The sequence below is a fragment of the Streptomyces sp. NPDC026417 genome (assembly GCF_055567695.1).
This window is the reverse complement of the sequence record NZ_JBVHPY010000013.1, coordinates 13,192-33,216: the sequence shown is the minus strand read 5'-3', so window position 1 is coordinate 33,216 and position 20,025 is coordinate 13,192. Positions and strand designations below refer to the sequence as shown.

Sequence of the window (20,025 nt, the reverse complement as noted above, 5' to 3'; positions counted from 1 at the left end):
TTCCGTACCAAAGTCTCAACCGGCCTTGCAGGTATACGCTTGAATGCCATGACCAGGGAAGTTCAGGAATCCGTCGCCACCGCACGTGACGAGGGCGTACCGCGTCCAACACCTGGGAGGGACACCATGACGGCCGGGCCGGGAGCGGACACTCAGCCGCCCGCAGTGCGCTTCGCCGACTGCCACGATCTGATCCGGGTGCACGGAGCGCGTGAGAACAACCTCAAGAACGTCGACGTCGAGATCCCGAAGCGTCAACTGACCGTGTTCACCGGAGTCTCCGGCTCGGGCAAGAGCTCTCTGGTGTTCGACACGATCGCCGCCGAGTCGCAGCGGCTGATCAACGAGACCTACAGCGCCTTCGTGCAGGGCTTCATGCCGACCCTGGGCCGTCCCGAGGTCGACGTCCTCGAAGGACTGACGACCGCGATCATCGTCGACCAGCAGCCCATGGGCACCAGCCCCCGCTCCACCGTCGGCACGGCCACCGACGCGGGCGCGCTGCTGCGCATCCTGTTCAGCCGGCTCGCCAAGCCCTACATCGGCTCGCAGAAGGCGTTCGCCTTCAACGTCGCCTCCGCCGAGGCCTCCGGCACGCTGGTGGTCAACGGCAAGCGCATCGAGAAGGGCTTCAGCGTCGTCGGCGGCATGTGCCTGCGCTGCGAGGGCATGGGCGCCGTCTCCGACATCGATCCCAGCCGCCTCTACGACGACGCCAAGTCGCTCGCCGACGGCGCGATCACCGTGCCGGGCTGGAAGGCGGACGGCTGGGTGGTGCAGTCGTTCACCGAGTCCGGGTTCCTCGACCCGCACAAGCCGATCCGCGACTACACCGGCCAGGAGCTGGACGACTTCCTGCACCGGGACCCGGTCAAGGTCAAGGTCAAGGGGATCAACACCACCTACGAGGGACTGATCGCGCGGGTGCGGAAGTCGTTCCTGACCAAGGACAGGGAGGCGCTGCAGCCGCACATCCGCGCCTTCGTCGACCGGGCGGTGACCTTCGCCGTCTGCCCCGAGTGCCACGGCACCCGGCTCAGTGAGACCACCCGCTCCGCGAAGATCGACGGCGTCAACATCGCCGACGCCTGCGCCATGCAGATCAGCGACCTGGCCGCCTGGGTGCGCGGCCTCACCGAGCCGTCCGTCGCCACGCTGGTCAAGGTGCTCGGCGAGACCCTCGACTCGTTCGTCCGGATCGGACTGGGCTACATCTCGCTCGACCGTTCCTCGGGCACGCTGTCCGGCGGCGAGGCACAGCGGGTGAAGATGGTCCGCCACCTCGGCTCCGCCCTCACGGACGTCACGTACGTCTTCGACGAGCCCACCGTCGGCCTGCACCCGCACGACATCCGGCGGATGAACGACCTGCTGCTCCAACTGCGGGACAAGGGCAACACCGTGCTGGTCGTGGAGCACAAGCCGGAGACGATCGTCATCGCCGACCACGTCGTCGACCTCGGGCCGAAGGCCGGTACGGCGGGCGGCGAGGTGGTCTTCGAGGGCACGGTCGAGGGGCTGCGGTCCTGCGGCACGCTCACCGGACGGCACCTGGACGACCGGGCCTCCCTGAAGCCCTCGGTGCGCAAGGCCACCGGTGTGCTGGAGGTGCGCGGCGCGAGCGCGCACAACCTGCGTGACGTCGACGTCGACATCCCGCTCGGCGTCCTCACCGTGGTCACCGGGGTCGCGGGCTCCGGCAAGAGCTCCCTGATCCACGGCTCGGTCGCCGGACGGGACGGCGTGGTGACGGTGGACCAGGGTCCCATCAAGGGTTCCCGGCGCAGCAACCCGGCGACCTTCACGGGCATGCTGGAGCCGATCCGCAAGGCGTTCGCCAAGGCCAACGGCGTCAAGCCGGCACTGTTCAGCCCCAACTCCGAGGGCGCCTGCCCCGCCTGCAAGGGCGCCGGCGTCATCTACACCGACCTGGCGATCATGGCCGGTGTCGCCACCACCTGCGAGGACTGCGAGGGGAAGCGGTTCCAGCCCTCGGTGCTGCAGTACCGCCTCGACGGCCGCGACATCAGCGAGGTGTTCGCGATGTCCGTGACGGAGGCCGGCGAGTTCTTCCGCAGCGGAGCGGCGCGCACGCCGGCCGCGCACACGGTCCTCACCCGGCTCGCCGACGTCGGGCTCGGCTACCTCAGCCTCGGCCAGCCGCTCACCACGCTGTCCGGCGGCGAGCGGCAACGCCTCAAGCTGGCCACCAACATGGCCGGGGCGGGCCACACGTACATCCTCGACGAGCCGACGAGCGGCCTGCACCTGGCCGACGTCGAGCAGTTGCTCGCGCTGCTCGACCGGCTCGTGGACGCCGGCACGTCGGTCGTGGTCGTCGAGCACCACCAGGCGGTCATGGCGCACGCGGACTGGATCATCGACCTCGGCCCGGGCGCCGGCCACGACGGCGGCCGCGTCGTCTTCGAGGGCACGCCCGCCGACCTCGTCGCCGCCCGCTCCACCCTGACCGGCGAGCACCTCGCCGAGTACGTCGGCGCCTGAGGGGGAGCCTCCCCGACACCCTCCGAGGCGCCGTCGACCAGCGCGGCCCCGCCCCGGCACCACCCGGGGCGGGGCCGCGCGCGTCCCGGCCGCGCGCATACGGGCGGCCTCGTGCGGACCGATGTCTGGCCGAGTTCTGTCACTCCGGCCGATTCCGCACCGGTACCGACCACAATCGGCACCGACCCGTGGCCGATGCCCGACGCCGCCTCCTGCCGCAGACCCCCCGCGCATCCACGGGCGGCGCCACGGCGGCCCCACGGGCGGCCGGTGAGTCGACGGCGAGCAGCGACCGCCCCGGCCGGCTCCCGGGCTCCGCGGCGCGAGAAGACGCCGACCCCGTCCGACGGAAGGTACCGACCCATGGCTTCGCACACCGACACCGAGACCGTCATCGTGGGGGCCGGACCCGCGGGACTCACGGCGGCGCTCGTCCTGGCCAGGTACCGGCACCCGGTGCTCGTCGTGGAGGGCCGCCACGGCGCGCGCAACGACACCTCGACGGGCGTCCACGGGCACCTCGGGATGGACGGCGTCACACCGGCCGAGTTCCAATCGCGCGCCCGGCAGGAACTCTCCCGGTACGCGACCGTGGAGTTCCGCCGCGCCGACGCCGACAGCGTCCGCGCCACGGGCGACGGCTTCCGGATCGGCCTCGACGACGGAGACAGCCTGCAGGCCGCCACCGTCCTGCTCGCCACCGGCGTCGTCGACGTCCCCCCGGCGGACGTCGACGGCTTCACGGCCTGCTGGGGCCACACCGTGATCCACTGCCCCTTCTGCCTCGGCGAGGAGAACGCCGACCGGCGCTGGGCCACCGTCGTCGACAACGCGGACCTCGCCGCACTGTCCCCGGTGGCCTTCCGTGCGTGGACCAAGGACACGATCGCCATCTGCGACGCCTCGATGCCCGGCCTCGACGAGGCGCGCTCCGCCGCGCGGAGCAGGGGAGGCGACCTCGTCGTGGGCACGGTCCGGCGGCTGCACCACCGGCTGGGCTCGCTGTACGCCGTCGAGTTCGACGACGGCCGGGTCCTGGAGCGGGAGACGCTGGTGTGGACGCCGCAGCAACGGCAGCAGGCCGTGGTGGCACGGACGGCCGGGGAGCTGGACCTGGCCGTCGACGACGCGGGCTTCGTCACCGTCGACGCCACCGGCTGCACCAGCGTCCCGGGGCTCTACGCGGCCGGTGACCTGACCAGCCGGTGGCGGCAGTCGGTCACCGCGTCGGCCGCCGCGGGAGCCACGGCCGCCGACGCCCTGCACGCGTCGGCGATACTGCGCGCCGCCCGCCTCTGAGCGGGCCGTGCGGCGCGGCCCCACCGCCTTCGTCGGGGACCCGGGCAGCCGGGTGACAGATGTCGGCAAGAGATCGAAAGGGCGCGGGGCGGCGGCGCAATCATGCTGGCATGACTGAACCTGCTGCCCGGCCCGGCGGGATCGACGCGCCGGCCGAAGTCTTCGACGCCGTCTACCGCGGTGAGAGCCCGTTCGGCCCGCGCCCGCCGTGGGACATCGGCGGGCCGCAGCCCGCCTTCGTCGCGGTCGAGAAGGCGGGACTCGTCGGCGGCACGGTGCTCGACGCCGGCTGCGGCACCGGTGAGGACGCGCTGTACCTGGCGGCCAAGGGCTATGCGGTGACGGGACTCGACCTGTCGCCGACGGCGGTCGCCCTCGCCCGGGACAAGGCCGCCGAGCGGGGGCTCCGGGCCACCTTCGAGGTCGCCGACGCGCTCGAACTCGCGGGCTACGAGGGACGGTTCGACACCGTGATCGACTCCGGCCTGGCGCACACCTTCGAGGCGGACCGGCTGCGCACGTACGCGGCGGCACTGCACCGCGTGTGCCGCCCCGGGGCGGTCGTGCACGTCCTCGCGATCAGCGACCGCGGGGCGGCGGAGATGCAGGCACGGCTGGCCGAGGTGATCGAGGGGATGCCGGCGAAACTCCCCGACGACGCCGCGCACGGTCCGCGGCGGTCCGCGGACCACCTGTGCGACGGCTTCTCCGACGGCTGGACGGTGGAGTCCGTCACCGACACGACCATGCACGGCCTGCCCCCGTCCGCGACGGAGCCCCTCGAACTGCACGCCTGGCTCGGCCGGTTCCGCCGCACCTGACCACGCACGGCCGCCTCGCGCGGCCGTCGCCCCCCCCAGAGCACGACTGCTCCCCGCCGCCAACCCGGCGAACGCGAAGGTGATGAACCCATGAAGGTACGCGTAGGCAGCCGGCTGCGGACCCTGATGTCCGCGCCGGGGAACAGGGCGTCCCGGCGCGCCGGCTCGCGGCCCGGCGGCCCGTCGACGACGTCGCACTGGAGCACGGCCACCCGGGTCGCCTTCCGCTTCGGGGCGGCCTACTGCGGCAGCTACTGCCTGACGACACCCCAGATCCATCTCGCGCTGCGCGGCGGCGGGCTGGGGCATCTGCAGTCGGCGGCCGACTCCTGGGCGAAGCTCTGGTCGATGACCCCGGTCCGCACCTGGGTGGCCGCCCACGTCTTCGGCAAGGAGGTGGGCGAGCACTTCGACGGCGGTGACGACCTGTTCGCGTGGGTGGGAGAGTTCTGCCGGCTGGTCGGCGCGGCCGCGGCCACCCCCGTCTGGTCGGTGCTGGACCGGCGCCGGACGGACCACGAGGCGCTGGACGCCTGGTTCCGGCTGGCGGTCCGGATGTGCCTCGCGGGACAGATGTTCTCCTACGGCGCCGCCAAGGCCGTACCGCTGCAGTTCCAGCTGCCGCTGTCCAAGCTCGTCCAGCCCTTCGGGAACTTCAGCCCGATGGGGGTGCTGTGGGCGCAGACCGGCTCGTCGGAGGCGTACCAGCGGCTGCTGGGCGGTGCCGAGATCGCCGGCGGTCTGCTGCTGATCCTGCCGCGGACCGCGGCACTGGGAGCCCTGCTGTGCGCGGTCGAACTGTCACAGGTCTTCATCCTGAACATGACCTTCGACGTCCCGGTGAAGATCCACTCGTTCCATCTGCTGCTGCTCAGCCTGGTGTTGCTGGCCCCGGAGTCGGCGCGTCTGGCCGAGGTCTTCCTGTCGGACCGCCCGGTCCGTCCCGCGTCCCGGCCGCAGCTCTTCCGCAGCCCCCGCGCCAACCGACTGGCCGCGGCCGTCCAGGTCGGCGTGGGGCTCTGGCTGCTCCACGCGCAGCTCCGCAACGACCGCGCGTTCTGGAACACCTACGGCGGCGGACGCGAGAAGCCCGAGCTGTACGGCATCTGGGAGGTGGAGGAGCACACCGTCGACGGCCGCCCGAGGCCCCCGCTGACGACCGACCCCCGGCGCTGGCGCCGGGTCGTCTTCGACTCGGCCGACGTCGTGACCGTCCAGCGCATGGACGACTCGCTGGACGGCCACGCCGCGGCGATCGACATGGACGCCGGCTCGATCACCCTGATGCGGATGGCCGACCCGGACTGGAAGGCCACCCTGCACCTCTCCCGCCCCGAGGACGACCTCCTGGTCCTCGAAGGCAAGGCCGACGACGCCACCCTGCACCTACGCCTCCGCCGCCTGGACCCGAAGACGTTCCCCCTCCTCGCCCGGGGGTTCCACTGGGTGCAGCAGAACGCCTATCTGCAGTAGGGGAGCGGATGCCGGTGATGAGCCGACAGTTGGCGATGTCGGGCTCTGCGGGGGGTCATCTATGCTCGCGCCCAGTTGGTGTGACCAGTTCGCTTCAGGGGCGGGGAGCCGAATGACCGATGAGATCAAACACGAGTACAAGTCGGTGCAGACGGTTCGGGGCACCGACAGTTTGGTGATCTCGAAGATGCGGAAGGACGGCTGGGAGCTCGTGGACCAGCTCCCGGGCAGATTTCGCACCACCCTCACCTTCCGTCGGCCGAAGAGACCACTGCCGTGGCGTCTGATCGGTGCGGGGGCTGCTGTCGTCGTGGTTCTGGCCGCCATCATCGCCAGCGGTGTCGTGCTCGGCGACGGAGACGAGGAGAAGGACGCGTCGGCCGGTTCGACGGCCACCGACGAGAAGCCTTCCGCCACGCCGCCCGCAGACGAGCCGACTGCCGCCGAGGTGATCACGGCGCAGAACGACAGCGAGTTCGCAGCGTTGTTGAAGGCGGACCCGTGCGACGAGGCGAACGCGGACTTCGCCGCCCGGCACACGGGGCAGACGGTCGCCTTCGACGGGTCGATCAGGTACATGGCGTCCCACGAGGGTGACCGGACCCGCTACGACTTCCTTCTCGGCCCGGGCGACGAGGGACCGCGGACGACGGACGGCCCGAACTTCAAGTACGAGGACGTCAACACCGGCAACCTGCACCTGACGGGCAAGCAGGTCCCCGCCACGGTCGCAGTCGGCGACACGTTCCGCTTCGCCGCCGAGGTGGTCGAGTTCAACAAGGTCCAGTGCCTCTTCCGCCTCGCCCCGGTCTCGACACGGACCCGGTAGCCGGAAGGGCAGCCTTCCCCCGCGCGTTCGAGGCTCCCGCCGGATCGGTCGACGGCCCCGACCGGGGTGGGGCCGGGTCAGCGCGCCATCGACGTGATCTTCACCTGACCGCGGTCCGCCGGGAAAGCCGGGCGGAGGTGGCCCGCCGCCCGCCTCGGGCCGAAAGCCCTGGAGGAGTACCGGAGATGCCGCCGCACCCCGTCCTGGCCCGCCAAGGAAAAGGCCAGGCCGAGCACGGCGGCATCCGCACGTCAGATGTCCCGGAAGATCTCGATCTGCGCGCCGATCGTGTTGAGCCGCTCCGCGAGGTCCTCGTACCCCCGGTTGATGACGTAGACGTTCCGCAGCACGGACGTGCCCTCGGCCGCCATCATCGCGAGCAGCACGACCACGGCGGGCCGCAGCGCGGGCGGGCACATCATCTCGGCGGCGCGCCAGCGGGTCGGGCCTTCGACGAGGACGCGGTGCGGGTCGAGCAACTGCAGCCTGCCGCCGAGGCGGTTGAGGTCCGTGAGGTAGATCGCCCGGTTGTCGTAGACCCAGTCGTGGATCAGCGTCTTGCCCTGCGCGGAGGCCGCGATGGCCGCGAAGAAGGGGACGTTGTCGATGTTCAGGCCGGGGAACGGCATCGGGTGGATCTTGTCGATCGGCGCCTCCAGCTTGGAGGGCCGCACGGTCAGGTCCACCAGCCGCGTACGGCCGTTGTCCGCGAAGTACTCGGCCGTGCGGTCGTGGTCGAGGCCCATCTCCTCCAGGACCGCCAGCTCGATCTCCAGGAACTCGATCGGCACCCGGCACACCTTGAGCTCGGACTCCGTGACCACGGCGGCGGCGAGCAGGCTCATCGCCTCGACCGGGTCCTCCGAGGGCGAGTAGTCCACGTCGACGTCGATGTTCGGCACACCGTGCACGGTGAGTGTCGTGGTGCCGATGCCCTCGACGCGTACGCCAAGGGCCTCCAGGAAGAAGCACAGGTCCTGGACCATGTAGTTCGAGGAGGCGTTTCGGATGACCGTCACGCCGTCGTGCCGGGCGGCGGCCAGCAGCGCGTTCTCGGTCACGGTGTCGCCGCGCTCGGTCAGCACGATCGGCCGGTCGGGGGAGACCGACCGGTCGACCTGCGCGTGGTAGAGACCCTCGGTGGCCGCGATGTCCAGACCGAACCGGCGCAGCGCGATCATGTGCGGCTCGATCGTGCGCGTGCCGAGGTCGCAGCCGCCCGCGTACGGCAGCTTGAAGGTGTCGAGGCGGTGCAGCAGCGGACCCAGGAACATGATGATCGAGCGGGTGCGGCGGGCCGCGTCCGCGTCGATGGTGCCCATGTCGAGGTCGGCCGGCGGCACGATCTCCAGGTCCACCCCGTCGTTGATCCAGCGGGTGCGTACGCCGATGGAGCCCAGCACCTCCAGGAGGCGGTAGACCTCTTCGATGCGGGCGACCCGGCGCAGCACGGTGCGGCCCTTGTTGAGCAGCGTGGCGCACAGCAGCGCCACGCAGGCGTTCTTGCTGGTCTTGACGTCGATGGAGCCGGACAGACGACGGCCGCCGACCACCCGCAGATGCATGGGCCCCGCGTACCCCAGAGAGACGATCTCGCTGTCCAGGGCCTCACCGATTCGGGCGATCATCTCAAGGCTGATGTTTTGATTGCCGCGCTCGATGCGGTTGACCGCGCTCTGGCTGGTGCCGAGCGCCTCGGCCAGCTGCGACTGTGTCCAGCCCCGGTGCTGCCGGGCGTCACGGATGAGCTTGCCGATGCGTACGAGGTAGTCGTCTGCCATGGGGTCGAGGTTATCTCAGATATGAGATGGCGCCCTCCCGAGGGGTCCCTTCAGGTGACGCCTCCTCAACCCTGAGCCCCGAGACGGGGCCGACGCGCCGCCGACCGGGGCCTATCGCCGCTTGGAAGTACGCGTGCGACGCCAGCCGAACGGACCCGGCAGGTCCATCGACGTCGTGCGCCGACCCGTGCTGCTGTGCGTCTGCCGCGGCCCGTGCGCGCCACCCGTGGTGATGGACCAGGAGTGGCGGTTGATGTTCAGACGTACACCGGGCAGGATCCGGAAGCTCTTGCGAAAAGTGATAGCCATGGCCTACGGCTACCCCCGCACTTCGCGATCAGTCGACGGGAAAAACCGCACCGGCCCTGCGTGCGGGGGGAGTTCAGGGCCGGTCCGCGATGTGCGGTGCGTGCAGGTGGCGGCACGTAGGGCGGGGTGTCGGCGGCAGGGGACCCGCGTGCCCGTTCGCCCGACGCGCTGTCGGTCCGGTCCCGCCATCTCTTGACGGCGACAAGAGAAAAACGGTTACGGTACGCAGAATCGTGGCCGCGAGGACCGGTCGGGGCGGCCGTTGCACCGATGGGGATTCATGTCGTTCGACGAGGAATGGGCCGAACTGCGGGACGCGGCCGCCGCTCGCCACAGCGCTATGCAGCTCAACAGCCTCCCCGCTGAGGGCGGAGGCGGCGGTGGAACGGCTGATCTGGTGGCTCACCGGGATGAACTGGGTCGTATCGGAAATGACGCGTACGAGCTGCGCACCCGGCTCTCCAAAGACGGTGACCAGGCCAGGCCCGCCACCTTCGCCGCGGCCATCGCATTGACGAACGGTGAATTCGCGAGCGGCTCCGCCCTGCTCAAGGTGCACGACCGCTGGAACACCCATGTGAAGACACTGCTCGACGCCTGCGCGCAGATCTCGAACCACCTGGACTACACCAAGGCCCAGCACGCCAAGGACGACGTGAGGATCCAGGGCGACCTGACCTCCGTGTCCAAGCTCTCCGAGTATCTGCAGTAGGGGTCCGGGAAATCACATGCTGAAGTACGAGGACATCATCGACGCGCCCGTGGGAAAGCTGAAGGCCGCCGTCGACGCCTGGACCGAGATGGCGGGCGACCTCGACCAGCTGGCGGGTGCCGCCGAGGACGGAATGCTTGCCCGGGCCAAGAAGGCCGACTGGGAGGGCGTCAACGCGGGTGTCGGTAAGGCATTCATCGGCAAGACAGCCAAGGAGTTCAGGGACGCTGCCGCCGAGGCTAAGGGTGTGAAGCTCATCCTGGCGGAAGGCCACGCCGCCATCAAGCGGGCCAGGGATGAGCTGATCGGCGTCCGCGACCACGAGGGGCCGGCGGCCGGTATCCGCGTGGACGCTAGGGGCAAGGTCAGCGCGCTGCACCCGATGGACGACGTGCCGCCGGCTCAGCGCCACCATGATCCGGACTACCCCGAGCTGGTACGCCAGGAGAAGGAGAACATCGCCGCCTGGCAGCGGAAGATCGACGCCATCGTGGAGAACTGCAACGACACCGACGTGTCCTTCAAGAACTCCCTGGAGGCCAATGTCACCGACCGCAAGGACTTCAGCGCCCCGAAGTACACGAAGATGGACCAGGAAGAGGCCGACCGGGCCGCCGCCCTGGCCGCCAAGGGCGGCGACATCACCCACACCGAACTCCAGGCCCTCAACGAACTCCTGAAGGACAACGGGACGGCACCGGAGTTCGCCAAGAACTTCTACGAGAAGCTCGGCCCGGAGAAGTCCCTCGCCTTCTTCGGTCAGCTCTCCACCGACACGTACGAGCACGGAAAGGTCGACAAGGAGCGGCTCAAGGACGTCCAGGAACTCCAGCGCAATCTGGGGCTCAACCTTGCGACCGCCTCCCACGACAAGGAGTTCAGCGACAAGTGGGGCCCGGAACTGCGCAAGCTGGGCACGGAGCGCGTTCCCCTGGCCAAGAACGACTACGGCGGGCCCTACGGGTATCAGCTCCTCGGCGGCATCATGCGGTACGGGAACTACGACAAACAGTTCCTCAACCCGATCGCCGAGCACGTGGCGCAGCTCCACCAGAAGGACCCATACTTGTTCGCCGGCAACAAGGTGGTGAACGGCCCGCTCGCGAACCCGTTCAACCCCTCTGGGGTCAACGGCGCGGGCTACGACCCAACGATCGCCATGCTGGAGGCCCTCGGCAACAGCCCGGACGCGGCCAAGCACTTCTTCGCCGACCCCCCGACCGCATACAACGAGGACGGCACGGTCAACCGGGGCGCGACCGCCGACCTCGGCAAGGCCGACGGGCAGCCGATCGACAACTACCTCGACTTCTTCGGCACGGACAAGTGGGAGAGCTTCGGCGACGTCCACTCGCTGGACCAGAAGGAGCTGGAGGGCTCACTGAATTACATGCCCGACGCGCTGGGCAAGGCGCTGGAGGCCGCGACTCTCGGCTACCCCGCGGGGCACCCTGACGGCGGCATCGTCAAGGACGCCGACAACGCCGCGGTCATGCAACAGGTCATGGAGAAGTACGGCTCGGACGCAGGCCTGCTCAAGACACAGGAAGCCCTCTCCGACAGCCTCGGGACGATGGGCGCCGGGTACGTCGACGACATCAACTGGGCCCTCGACAAGAACGATCCGAACAGCCCCTTCGCGCCGGGCAGGAACCCCGAGGGCCACCTCGACTTCTCGGACACCGCCGACGGCAACGGACGCAGCGTCGCCCGCGGCTTCCTCAGCTCCCTCGGCCAGCATCCCGACGCCTACGCCACGGTCTCGGCCGCCGAGCAGGTCTACACCCGCAGTGTCCTGGAGGGCACGGTCGGCCCCGAAGGCAAGATCGACGAGGGCATGGCCAGGTCGACCGTGCACGTCGGCGCCGAGGTGCAGGGCATGCTCGACCAGTCCCGTGCGGACCAGGTCGAGGCCACCAACCTCAAGACCCACGAGGACTACGAGAAGGCGGTCGCCAAGCGGGCCGGCTGGATCGAGTTCGGGGCGACCGCCGGTGTGGCCGCGGGCGTGGCCTTCCTGCCCGCGACCGCCGCCGTCGGCACCGCCGCGGTCCTCATCCCGCTCGCGACGGACACCGCGAGCGGCGCGCTGGAACAGGGCATCGGGCAGCTGGTCGGCGACATCTCCGACAACTCGGTCGACGAGCACAAGGAGAAGGTCGAGGAGCTCACGGCGCAGGAGCGGAGGAAGATCTACTCCTCGGGTGAGAGTTTGGCCGAGTCCCCGATGGAGGAGTTCATGCGGAGCCGCGGCGTAACGTCCGACAGCCGGCTCGGCCAGGACCTCAAGGAGTCCATGCGGATCGGCTACGGCGTCGGCAACGACCGCGAGAACCAGCAGGGCAACGACCCGGAAACGGGCTGAGCCTGCCCCCGACCGCTCCTTGAGCATTGCCTTCCTCCTCCTCCCGCACCGATCACATGGAACGTAGAAGGACTCTGATGATGACGACCCGCCCCCGCCGCCACGAGGTCCGCTGCGCGCTCGTGGCCGGCCTTCTGGCGCTCGCCGCCGCGGGCTGCGACTCCGGCGACGGCGGGGCCGCGGCGCCGACGCCCGGCTATGTCGCGGACGCGGAGCAACTCTGCGGCGGCTCGGCGGTGTCGAAGGAGGCCGGCAAGGCCCTCGGAGTGATCACCGGCTCCGACCGGTTCGAACCCTCGGACAAGAAGGCCACGGTCGCGGCCGCCGCCGCGGAGCTGTCCCGCACGACCGGCTCCACGGCCAGGGCGAACGGCGAGATCTGCGGGATCTACGCGCCGTACGACTCCCGTGTCGAGGAGCTGCGCCTCACCTGGAGGACGTGGGACACGGCCCCGGAGAAGCCCTCCGCGTCGAAGTTCACCCTGTTTCCGATGGGCGAGCGGGCCGGCGGCGCGACCGACGGTGCTTTCGTCTCCTTCGCCTGCCGCGCCGAGGACGAGTCCCCCTCCGATGCCGACCACATCACCGTCGGCGTCGAGAACCCGGACGCTCTCCACGAGCCCGAGGGCGACCCCCGGAAGCTGAAGCGCGCCTACGCGACCGTCGCCCACTCCTTCTCCCTGGCGATGGCGAAGGAACTGCGCTGCGCCGACGACGGCGGGCTGAAGGCCGCCCCGTCGCTGTAGCGCTGGTGCGCCTGTGCGCCTCGTACGACGATGAGAGGGCGTGACAGGGGGGCGTGCCTGGTTGCGCGCAGGAGTCATGTACTAGAGTTATCTCGACATCGAGATATCTGCCGAAGGCGCCCCGCAGCCGCCACTCCGGTAAGGGTTACCTAACTTAGCCTTACCTTAGCGGATAGGCCAGTCGTCATGGCGGCAGGATTGCGGTGGGTACGCGCACATATATGAAGGAGACTGTCGTGTCGGCGAACAGCTTCGACGCCCGCAGCACGCTGCAGGTGGGCGACGAGTCGTACGAGATCTTCCGGCTGGACAAGGTGGAGGGCTCGGCCCGCCTGCCGTACAGCCTGAAGGTGCTGCTGGAGAACCTCCTCCGCACCGAGGACGGCGCGAACATCACCGCCGACCACATCCGGGCGATCGGCGGCTGGGACTCCCAGGCGCAGCCGTCGCAGGAGATCCAGTTCACGCCGGCTCGCGTGATCATGCAGGACTTCACCGGCGTGCCCTGTGTCGTGGACCTCGCCACCATGCGTGAGGCCGTGAAGGAGCTCGGCGGCGACCCGGCGAAGGTCAACCCGCTCTCCCCGGCCGAGCTGGTCATCGACCACTCCGTCATCGCGGACAAGTTCGGCACGCACGAGGCGTTCGCGCAGAACGTCGAGCTGGAGTACGGCCGCAACAAGGAGCGCTACCAGTTCCTTCGCTGGGGCCAGACCGCCTTCGACGACTTCAAGGTCGTCCCCCCGGGCACCGGCATCGTCCACCAGGTCAACATCGAGCACCTGGCCCGCACGGTCATGGTCCGTAACGGCCAGGCGTACCCCGACACGCTCGTCGGCACCGACTCGCACACCACCATGGTCAACGGCCTCGGTGTGCTGGGCTGGGGCGTCGGCGGCATCGAGGCCGAGGCCGCGATGCTCGGCCAGCCCGTCTCGATGCTCATCCCGCGCGTCGTCGGCTTCAAGCTCACCGGTGAGCTCAAGCCCGGCACCACCGCCACCGACCTCGTGCTGACCATCACCGAGATGCTGCGCAAGCACGGTGTCGTCGGCAAGTTCGTCGAGTTCTACGGCGAGGGCGTCGCCGCCACCTCGCTCGCCAACCGCGCGACCATCGGCAACATGTCGCCGGAGTTCGGCTCCACCGCCGCGATCTTCCCGATCGACGACGAGACGCTGAAGTACCTGCGCCTGACCGGCCGCGACGCGCAGCAGGTCGCGCTCGTCGAGGCGTACGCCAAGGAGCAGGGCCTCTGGCTCGACCCGGCCGCCGAGCCCGACTTCTCCGAGAAGCTCGAACTCGACCTCGCCACCGTCGTCCCCTCGATCGCCGGCCCGAAGCGCCCGCAGGACCGCATCGTCCTCGCGAACGCCGCCGAGCAGTTCAAGGCCGACGTCCTCAACTACGTCGAGGCCGGCATCACCGGCGGCGACGACCGCAAGTCCGGCGTCCCCGCCCAGGAGAAGCCGCACGGCGTGGCCTCCCCGGTGGACGAGGCGAGCGACGAGTCCTTCCCGGCCAGCGACGCCCCGGCCTACGGCCACGACGACAACGGCTCCGGCGCCCCGCAGCACTCGGCCGTCGTCCCCGGCGCCGGCCCGTCGAACCCGGTCACGGTGACCGCCCCCGACGGCTCGACGTACGAGCTCGACCACGGCGCCGTCACCGTCGCCGCGATCACCTCCTGCACCAACACCTCGAACCCGTACGTCATGGTCGCCGCCGCGCTGGTGGCCAAGAAGGCGGTCGAGAAGGGCCTGACCCGCAAGCCGTGGGTCAAGACCACGCTCGCCCCGGGCTCCAAGGTCGTCACCGACTACTTCGACAAGGCGGGTCTGACCCCCTACCTCGACAAGGTCGGCTTCAACCTCGTCGGCTACGGCTGCACCACCTGCATCGGCAACTCCGGCCCGCTGCCGGAGGAGGTCTCCCAGGCCGTCAACGACCACGACCTCGCGGTCACGTCGGTCCTCTCCGGCAACCGGAACTTCGAGGGCCGTATCAACCCCGACGTCAAGATGAACTACCTGGCCTCCCCGCCGCTCGTCGTCGCGTACGCCCTCGCCGGCTCCATGAAGGTGGACGTCACCAAGGACGCGCTCGGCACCGACCAGGACGGCAAGCCGGTCTTCCTCGAGGACATCTGGCCGACCGAGGCCGAGGTCAACGACGTCGTGGCGAACGCCATCGGCGAGGACATGTTCAGCAAGTCCTACCAGGACGTCTTCGCGGGCGACGCCCAGTGGCAGGCGCTGCCGATCCCGACCGGCAACACCTTCGAGTGGGACCCGCAGTCCACCTACGTCCGCAAGCCCCCGTACTTCGAGGGCATGACGATGGAGACCACCCCGGTCTCCGACATCACGGGCGCGCGCGTCCTGGCCAAGCTGGGCGACTCGGTCACCACGGACCACATCTCCCCGGCCGGTGCCATCAAGGCCGACACCCCGGCCGGCCAGTACCTCACCGAGCACGGTGTGGAGCGTCGTGACTTCAACAGCTACGGCTCGCGCCGCGGCAACCACGAGGTCATGATCCGCGGCACGTTCGCCAACATCCGCCTGCGCAACCAGATCGCGCCGGGCACCGAGGGCGGCTACACCCGCGACTTCACCAAGGACGACGCCCCGGTGTCGTTCATCTACGACGCCTCGCGCAACTACATCGAGCAGGGCATCCCGCTCGTCGTGCTCGCGGGCAAGGAGTACGGCTCCGGCTCGTCCCGCGACTGGGCCGCCAAGGGCACCGCGCTCCTCGGCGTCAAGGCCGTCATCGCCGAGTCCTACGAGCGCATCCACCGCTCGAACCTCATCGGCATGGGCGTCCTGCCGCTCCAGTTCCCGGAGGGCCAGAGCGCCGAGGCCCTCGGCCTCACCGGCGAGGAGACCTTCTCCTTCACCGGCGTGGAGGAGCTGAACAACGGCACCACCCCGCGCACGGTCAAGGTCACCACCGACACGGGTGTCGAGTTCGACGCGGTCGTCCGCATCGACACCCCCGGCGAGGCGGACTACTACCGCAACGGCGGCATCATGCAGTACGTGCTGCGCAGCCTGATCCGCAGCTAGCCGGACCGGGACGCCCGTCACCGGGCGCCGCAGGACACCGAGGGCCGCACTCCCGTACGACGGGGGTGCGGCCCTCGCCGTCGGCCGGGGGCGCACCCCCGTACGGCGGGGGCGGCCTCGGCGGTCCGCCGGGCCGGCTCCGCGCCGAGCGTGCGTTCCGGGAGGGAAGGGCCCGCGCCGGGAGGCCCGCGCGGCCGGCGCCGCCGGGGGCGGTTCTGTGACAGGCGTTTACAGCGGTGCCCGTGCGCGCTAGCGTCCACGCAGGGTGGGAGCGCTCCCACGACCGCGGACCGGAACCCGCTCGGCGGAGCCGCTCCCACCTCACCCCGACGGGCCGCCCCGGCGCGGGGCGGGTGGCTCGGGGCGGACCGGGTGAGCCCGAGGCCCACCCGGTCCGCGAGCCCGGGCGGGCCGAAGGGGGGAGAGACCGGCCCGGGGTGGTGCGTGGCTTTGTGGCGGCCGCGATGCGCGACAACGTTGTCTAACAGACCGGGACGACTCTACCGCCTCAACGGACAACGATGTCAAGCCAGTTGCTCCCCGGATCACCGCGGTTCTCGGCCGAACGGGCGGGCGCCGGACCGTCCTGCGGCGCGTCCCGCGTGCCGGGCCCGCCGGACGCGGTCTTCCGTGGTACCGGTGGCGCACGCTACTGTCCCTGCGGCTTGTGCGACCCGTGGTGCGCGACCCGTCCGAAGGAGGAGGGGCCGCGTCATGCGTTTCCGTCCGTCATCCGTGCTGCTCGCCGTCGCCCTGACGGTCGGCGGTGCCACCCCGGCCCTGGCCGCACCCGCGTCCGGTCCGCCGGACCTCGTCCGCGACCCGACCGCGTACGTCGATCCGCTCATCGGCACCAAGAACGGCGGCAACGTCTTCCCCGGCGCCGTCGTCCCGTTCGGCATGCTCTCCTGGAGTCCGGAGAACACCCGCGGTGACGCCACCCGCACGGCCGCGCCGGGCGGCTACCAGTACGACGCCACCCGCATCCGGGGGTTCAGCCTCACCCACATGTCGGGCACCGGATGCGCGGGCGGCAGCGGTGACATCCCGTTCTTCCCGTACCCCGGCAAGGTGACGTCCTCCCCGGCGAGCGACACCAAGGACGCGGTGTACGCAGCCGACTTCAAGCACACCGACGAGACCGCCGAACCGGGCCACTACAGAGCCGCGCTCGCCTCCGGGGTCACCGCCGACCTCACCGCGACCGCGCGCACCGGTTCGGGCCGCTTCACCTTCCCGGAGGACAAGCCCGCCTCCCTGCTCATCCGCACCGCCAACTCCGAGGTGGGGTCGGCGGATTCGGACCTGCGCATCGACCCGGCGACCCGCACGGTCTCCGGTTCCGTCACGTCCGGGAACTTCTGCGGCTACCTCGACCCGGAGGGCCGGCGCAGCTACTACACCCTCTACTTCACCGCCCGCTTCGACCGGGACTTCGAGGAGACCGGCACCTGGCGGGACGACACGGTCACCCCGGGCGCGACCGCGACGAGCGGTGGCACCGGCGGCTTCTCCGCCGGCGGACGGCCGGTCGCGGGCAAGGGCGCCGGCGGCTACGTGGAGTTCGCCCCCGGCTCGGACCCCGTCAACGTCAAGGTCGGCATCTCGTACGTCAGCCGGGCCGGCGCGGCGGCCAACCTCGCGAAGGAGAACCCGCCGGAGCGGTCCTTCTCCTCGGTGCAGCAGGCCGCCCGGCAGGCGTGGCGGAAGTCCCTCGGCGCCGTCGCGGTGGGCGGCGGCAGCGACACCGACCGCACCACCTTCTACACGGCGCTCTACCACTCCCTCCTGCACCCGAACGTCATCAGCGACGCCGACCGCAGATACCGGGGCGGCGACGGCAGGGTGCACACCGTCGGCCGCGGCCACCGGGCCCAGTACGGCACCTTCTCCGGGTGGGACGTCTACCGGTCGCAGGTCCAGCTGCTCACGCTCCTCGATCCGGACGCCGGCTCCGACATCGCGCAGTCACTGTTCGAACTGGCCCGGCAGAACGGCGGGATCTGGGACCGCTGGCTGCACGGCGCGAGCGGGACCCACGTCATGAACGGCGACCCCTCGCCCGCCGCGCTCGCCGGGATCCGCGCCTTCGGAGGCACCGGCTTCGACCTGCGCGGGGCGCTGGACTCGCTGGTCCGGGCGGCGACCGTACCGACCGAGCAGGACCTGTCGCCGGCGGGCAAGCCGGTTCTGTCCGTGGGCCAGCGGCCCTCCCTCGACAAGTACCTGAAGCAGCACTACATGCCCTCCGTCTCCAACGCCTGGGGAGGCGCGGCCGAGACCCTGGAGATGTCGGGCGCGGACTTCGCCATCTCCCAACTGGCCACGGCGGCGGGGGAGAAGCAGACCGCGAAGACCTTCGCCGAGCGCTCGCAGTGGTGGCAGAACAACTTCAACCTCGCGGCCGACACCACCGGCGGCTACATCGCCAACCGCAAGGCGGACGGCAGCTGGGTCACCGGTTTCACCCCGGCGACCGGCAACGGCTTCGTCGAGGGGACGGCGGCCCAGTACACCTGGATGGTGCAGCACAACCCGGCCGGACTGTTCGCGGCGATGGGCGGCCGGGCCGAGGCGCTCGACCGCCTCGACACCTTCTTCCACGACGCCGACGGCGGCTGGGCGTTCACGGGCAGCGGGGGCGAGAAATCCGAACTGGACAACGAGCCGTCCATCAACGTGCCCTACCTGTACGCGTACGCCGGCGCCCCGTACAAGACACAGGAGACCGTCCGCGCGGCGATGCGGCACCTCTGGTCGACGCAGCCGGGCGGCATCCCCGGCAACGACGACCTGGGGGAGATGTCCTCCTGGTACGTCTTCTCCGCGCTCGGCATGTACCCGCAGGTCCCCTCGCGCGGTGAACTGGTCCTGTCCTCACCGCTGTTCCCGCGCGTCGAGATCTCCCGGCCCGGTGCCGCCGACATCACGATCCGCGCCGCCGGGGCCGCGCCCGAGGCCCCGTACGTCCGGTCCCTGAAGGTCAACGGCCGTGCCTCCGAACGCGCTTGGCTCCCGGCGTCCTTCGTCCGGACGGGCGGCACCCTCGACTACACGCTGAGCGGCACCCCGGACAAGGAGTGGGGCAGCGCCGCGGCCGACGCCCCGCCGTCCTTCCGCGCGGGCGAGCAGCCGTACCAGATCGGCGTCGGTCCGACCGCGGCGACGCTCGCACCGGGCGGCAGCACCGAACTCGGCATCAAGGCGCTGGCCCTGAGCGGCGGAACGGGTCCCGAGGTGCGCTTCCACGTGGACGTGCCGGACGGGGTGACCGCGACCCCGGCGGAGGGGACGGTGACCGACGGCGCGCAGCGGATCGTCCTGTCGGCGGCGGAGAGCGCCCGGCAGGGCTTCTACGACGTCGAGGTCACCGTGACCTCCGGTACCACCTCCTACGAGCAGCCGGTGGCCCTGACGGTGGCGGCCCCCGGCTCCCTCCTCGCGGCCTACGACAACACCGGCGTCTCCGACGACGAGGGCGACCACGACGAGGCGGACTACGACGGGGGCGGCTGGAGCTACTCACGTCAGGCGCTGGCCGCGGCGGGGCTCGCGCCGGGCAGCCGGGGCACGGTGTCCGGTGGCCTGGCCTTCACCTGGCCCGACTCCCCCTCGGGCCGCCCCGACAACGCCACGGCGTCCGGCCAGACCCTCGAACTGGCCGAGCCCGCGGCCAGATTGAGCTTCATCGGGAGTGCGGTCAACGGCAACCAGCGGGCCGAGGCGACCGTGACCTACACCGACGGCACCACGGACACCGTCGATCTCTCCTTCACCGACTGGACCGTCGGCGGCGGGGGCGGCACCGTCCAGTACGGCAACGAGGTCGTCGCCAGGGCGCCGTACCGCAACGTCGCGGGCGCCGACAAGGACCCGGTGGCGACGTACGTCTTCGCCACGAAGCCCTTCGAGGCCCCGGCGGGCAGGACCGTCAAGAGCGTGAAGCTGCCGGACAACGGCGACCTGCACGTCTTCACACTCGCCGTCGGCTGAACCACCGGCGGCCCGGGGCCGGTGGCCCGGGCCGCCGGACATGCCGCGGGGGGGGGGGGGGGGGGGGGGGATGCTGGTGCTGTCCCCTTCCCCTCGGTCGGGGGTGGGGGCGGGGCGCGAC

The 20,025-nt window shown here is 70.7% G+C and carries 12 protein-coding genes; 10 read left to right on the top strand and 2 right to left on the bottom strand.

Features of this window, described 5'->3' with window-relative positions; translation table 11 throughout:
* Positions 1–126 precede the first annotated feature (126 nt).
* The 5 genes from ACZ4NT_RS21065 to ACZ4NT_RS21045 all read left to right on the top strand — a co-directional run bounded on the left by ACZ4NT_RS21065 (position 127) and on the right by ACZ4NT_RS21045 (position 6,927).
* A complete protein-coding gene (locus tag ACZ4NT_RS21065; protein ID WP_121406609.1) occupies positions 127–2,505 on the top strand; it encodes an excinuclease ABC subunit UvrA in 2,379 nt (792 codons plus the stop codon).
* Between the two features lie 363 nt (positions 2,506–2,868).
* Positions 2,869–3,804 (top strand): NAD(P)/FAD-dependent oxidoreductase, encoded by a 936-nt coding sequence (locus ACZ4NT_RS21060; RefSeq protein WP_183117061.1) that lies wholly within the window; start codon positions 2,869–2,871, stop codon positions 3,802–3,804.
* 110 nt (positions 3,805–3,914) lie between these two features.
* On the top strand, positions 3,915–4,625 hold the full coding sequence (locus tag ACZ4NT_RS21055) for a class I SAM-dependent methyltransferase (protein ID WP_121406611.1): 711 nt from the start codon (positions 3,915–3,917) through the stop codon (positions 4,623–4,625).
* Between the two features lie 90 nt (positions 4,626–4,715).
* Positions 4,716–6,098, top strand: coding sequence for a hypothetical protein (locus ACZ4NT_RS21050; RefSeq protein ID WP_467726867.1), 1,383 nt, complete (start codon positions 4,716–4,718; stop codon positions 6,096–6,098).
* Between the two features lie 112 nt (positions 6,099–6,210).
* A complete protein-coding gene (locus ACZ4NT_RS21045; protein ID WP_467726865.1) occupies positions 6,211–6,927 on the top strand; it encodes a DUF4839 domain-containing protein in 717 nt (238 codons plus the stop codon).
* Positions 6,928–7,178: 251 nt separating this feature from the next.
* On the opposite strand, the gene ACZ4NT_RS21040 is transcribed toward ACZ4NT_RS21045, so the two are convergent.
* Together ACZ4NT_RS21040 and ACZ4NT_RS21035 are read right to left on the bottom strand one after the other, a co-directional pair.
* Complete coding sequence (locus tag ACZ4NT_RS21040) at positions 7,179–8,708, bottom strand: UDP-N-acetylglucosamine 1-carboxyvinyltransferase (RefSeq protein ID WP_121406632.1); 1,530 nt, start codon at positions 8,706–8,708, stop codon at positions 7,179–7,181.
* A 111-nt stretch (positions 8,709–8,819) separates the two neighbouring features.
* On the bottom strand, positions 8,820–9,017 hold the full coding sequence (locus ACZ4NT_RS21035) for a DUF4236 domain-containing protein (protein WP_121406633.1): 198 nt from the start codon (positions 9,015–9,017) through the stop codon (positions 8,820–8,822).
* 280 nt (positions 9,018–9,297) lie between these two features.
* Here ACZ4NT_RS21035 and ACZ4NT_RS21030 point away from each other — a divergent pair, with 280 nt between their 5' ends.
* The 5 genes from ACZ4NT_RS21030 to ACZ4NT_RS21010 all read left to right on the top strand — a co-directional run bounded on the left by ACZ4NT_RS21030 (position 9,298) and on the right by ACZ4NT_RS21010 (position 19,904).
* Complete coding sequence (locus tag ACZ4NT_RS21030) at positions 9,298–9,729, top strand: hypothetical protein (RefSeq protein WP_121406634.1); 432 nt, start codon at positions 9,298–9,300, stop codon at positions 9,727–9,729.
* A 16-nt stretch (positions 9,730–9,745) separates the two neighbouring features.
* Positions 9,746–12,094, top strand: a complete 2,349-nt coding sequence (locus ACZ4NT_RS21025) for a hypothetical protein (protein WP_467726864.1) — start codon at positions 9,746–9,748, stop codon at positions 12,092–12,094.
* Positions 12,095–12,171: 77 nt separating this feature from the next.
* Complete coding sequence (locus tag ACZ4NT_RS21020) at positions 12,172–12,840, top strand: hypothetical protein (RefSeq protein WP_467726862.1); 669 nt, start codon at positions 12,172–12,174, stop codon at positions 12,838–12,840.
* A 236-nt stretch (positions 12,841–13,076) separates the two neighbouring features.
* Positions 13,077–15,911 carry an aconitate hydratase gene (locus tag ACZ4NT_RS21015; protein WP_467726860.1) on the top strand — a complete coding sequence of 945 codons (2,835 nt, stop codon included), beginning with the start codon at positions 13,077–13,079 and terminating at the stop codon, positions 15,909–15,911.
* A gap of 714 nt (positions 15,912–16,625) precedes the next feature.
* Positions 16,626–19,904, top strand: a complete 3,279-nt coding sequence (locus ACZ4NT_RS21010; protein ID WP_467726859.1) for a GH92 family glycosyl hydrolase — start codon at positions 16,626–16,628, stop codon at positions 19,902–19,904.
* Positions 19,905–20,025 lie beyond the last annotated feature (121 nt).

Excerpts from the sequence above, each read along its gene's own strand:
- ACZ4NT_RS21065 (WP_121406609.1), top strand. The coding sequence starts at position 127 with ATGACGGCCGGGCCGGGAGCGGACACTCAGCCGCCCGCAGTGCGCTTC.
- ACZ4NT_RS21060 (WP_183117061.1), top strand. The coding sequence starts at position 2,869 with ATGGCTTCGCACACCGACACCGAGACCGTCATCGTGGGGGCCGGACCC.
- ACZ4NT_RS21055 (WP_121406611.1), top strand. The coding sequence starts at position 3,915 with ATGACTGAACCTGCTGCCCGGCCCGGCGGGATCGACGCGCCGGCCGAA.
- ACZ4NT_RS21050 (WP_467726867.1), top strand. The coding sequence starts at position 4,716 with ATGAAGGTACGCGTAGGCAGCCGGCTGCGGACCCTGATGTCCGCGCCG.
- ACZ4NT_RS21045 (WP_467726865.1), top strand. The coding sequence starts at position 6,211 with ATGACCGATGAGATCAAACACGAGTACAAGTCGGTGCAGACGGTTCGG.
- ACZ4NT_RS21040 (WP_121406632.1), bottom strand. The coding sequence starts at position 8,708 with ATGGCAGACGACTACCTCGTACGCATCGGCAAGCTCATCCGTGACGCC.
- ACZ4NT_RS21035 (WP_121406633.1), bottom strand. The coding sequence starts at position 9,017 with ATGGCTATCACTTTTCGCAAGAGCTTCCGGATCCTGCCCGGTGTACGT.
- ACZ4NT_RS21030 (WP_121406634.1), top strand. The coding sequence starts at position 9,298 with ATGTCGTTCGACGAGGAATGGGCCGAACTGCGGGACGCGGCCGCCGCT.
- ACZ4NT_RS21025 (WP_467726864.1), top strand. The coding sequence starts at position 9,746 with ATGCTGAAGTACGAGGACATCATCGACGCGCCCGTGGGAAAGCTGAAG.
- ACZ4NT_RS21020 (WP_467726862.1), top strand. The coding sequence starts at position 12,172 with ATGATGACGACCCGCCCCCGCCGCCACGAGGTCCGCTGCGCGCTCGTG.
- ACZ4NT_RS21010 (WP_467726859.1), top strand. The coding sequence starts at position 16,626 with ATGCGTTTCCGTCCGTCATCCGTGCTGCTCGCCGTCGCCCTGACGGTC.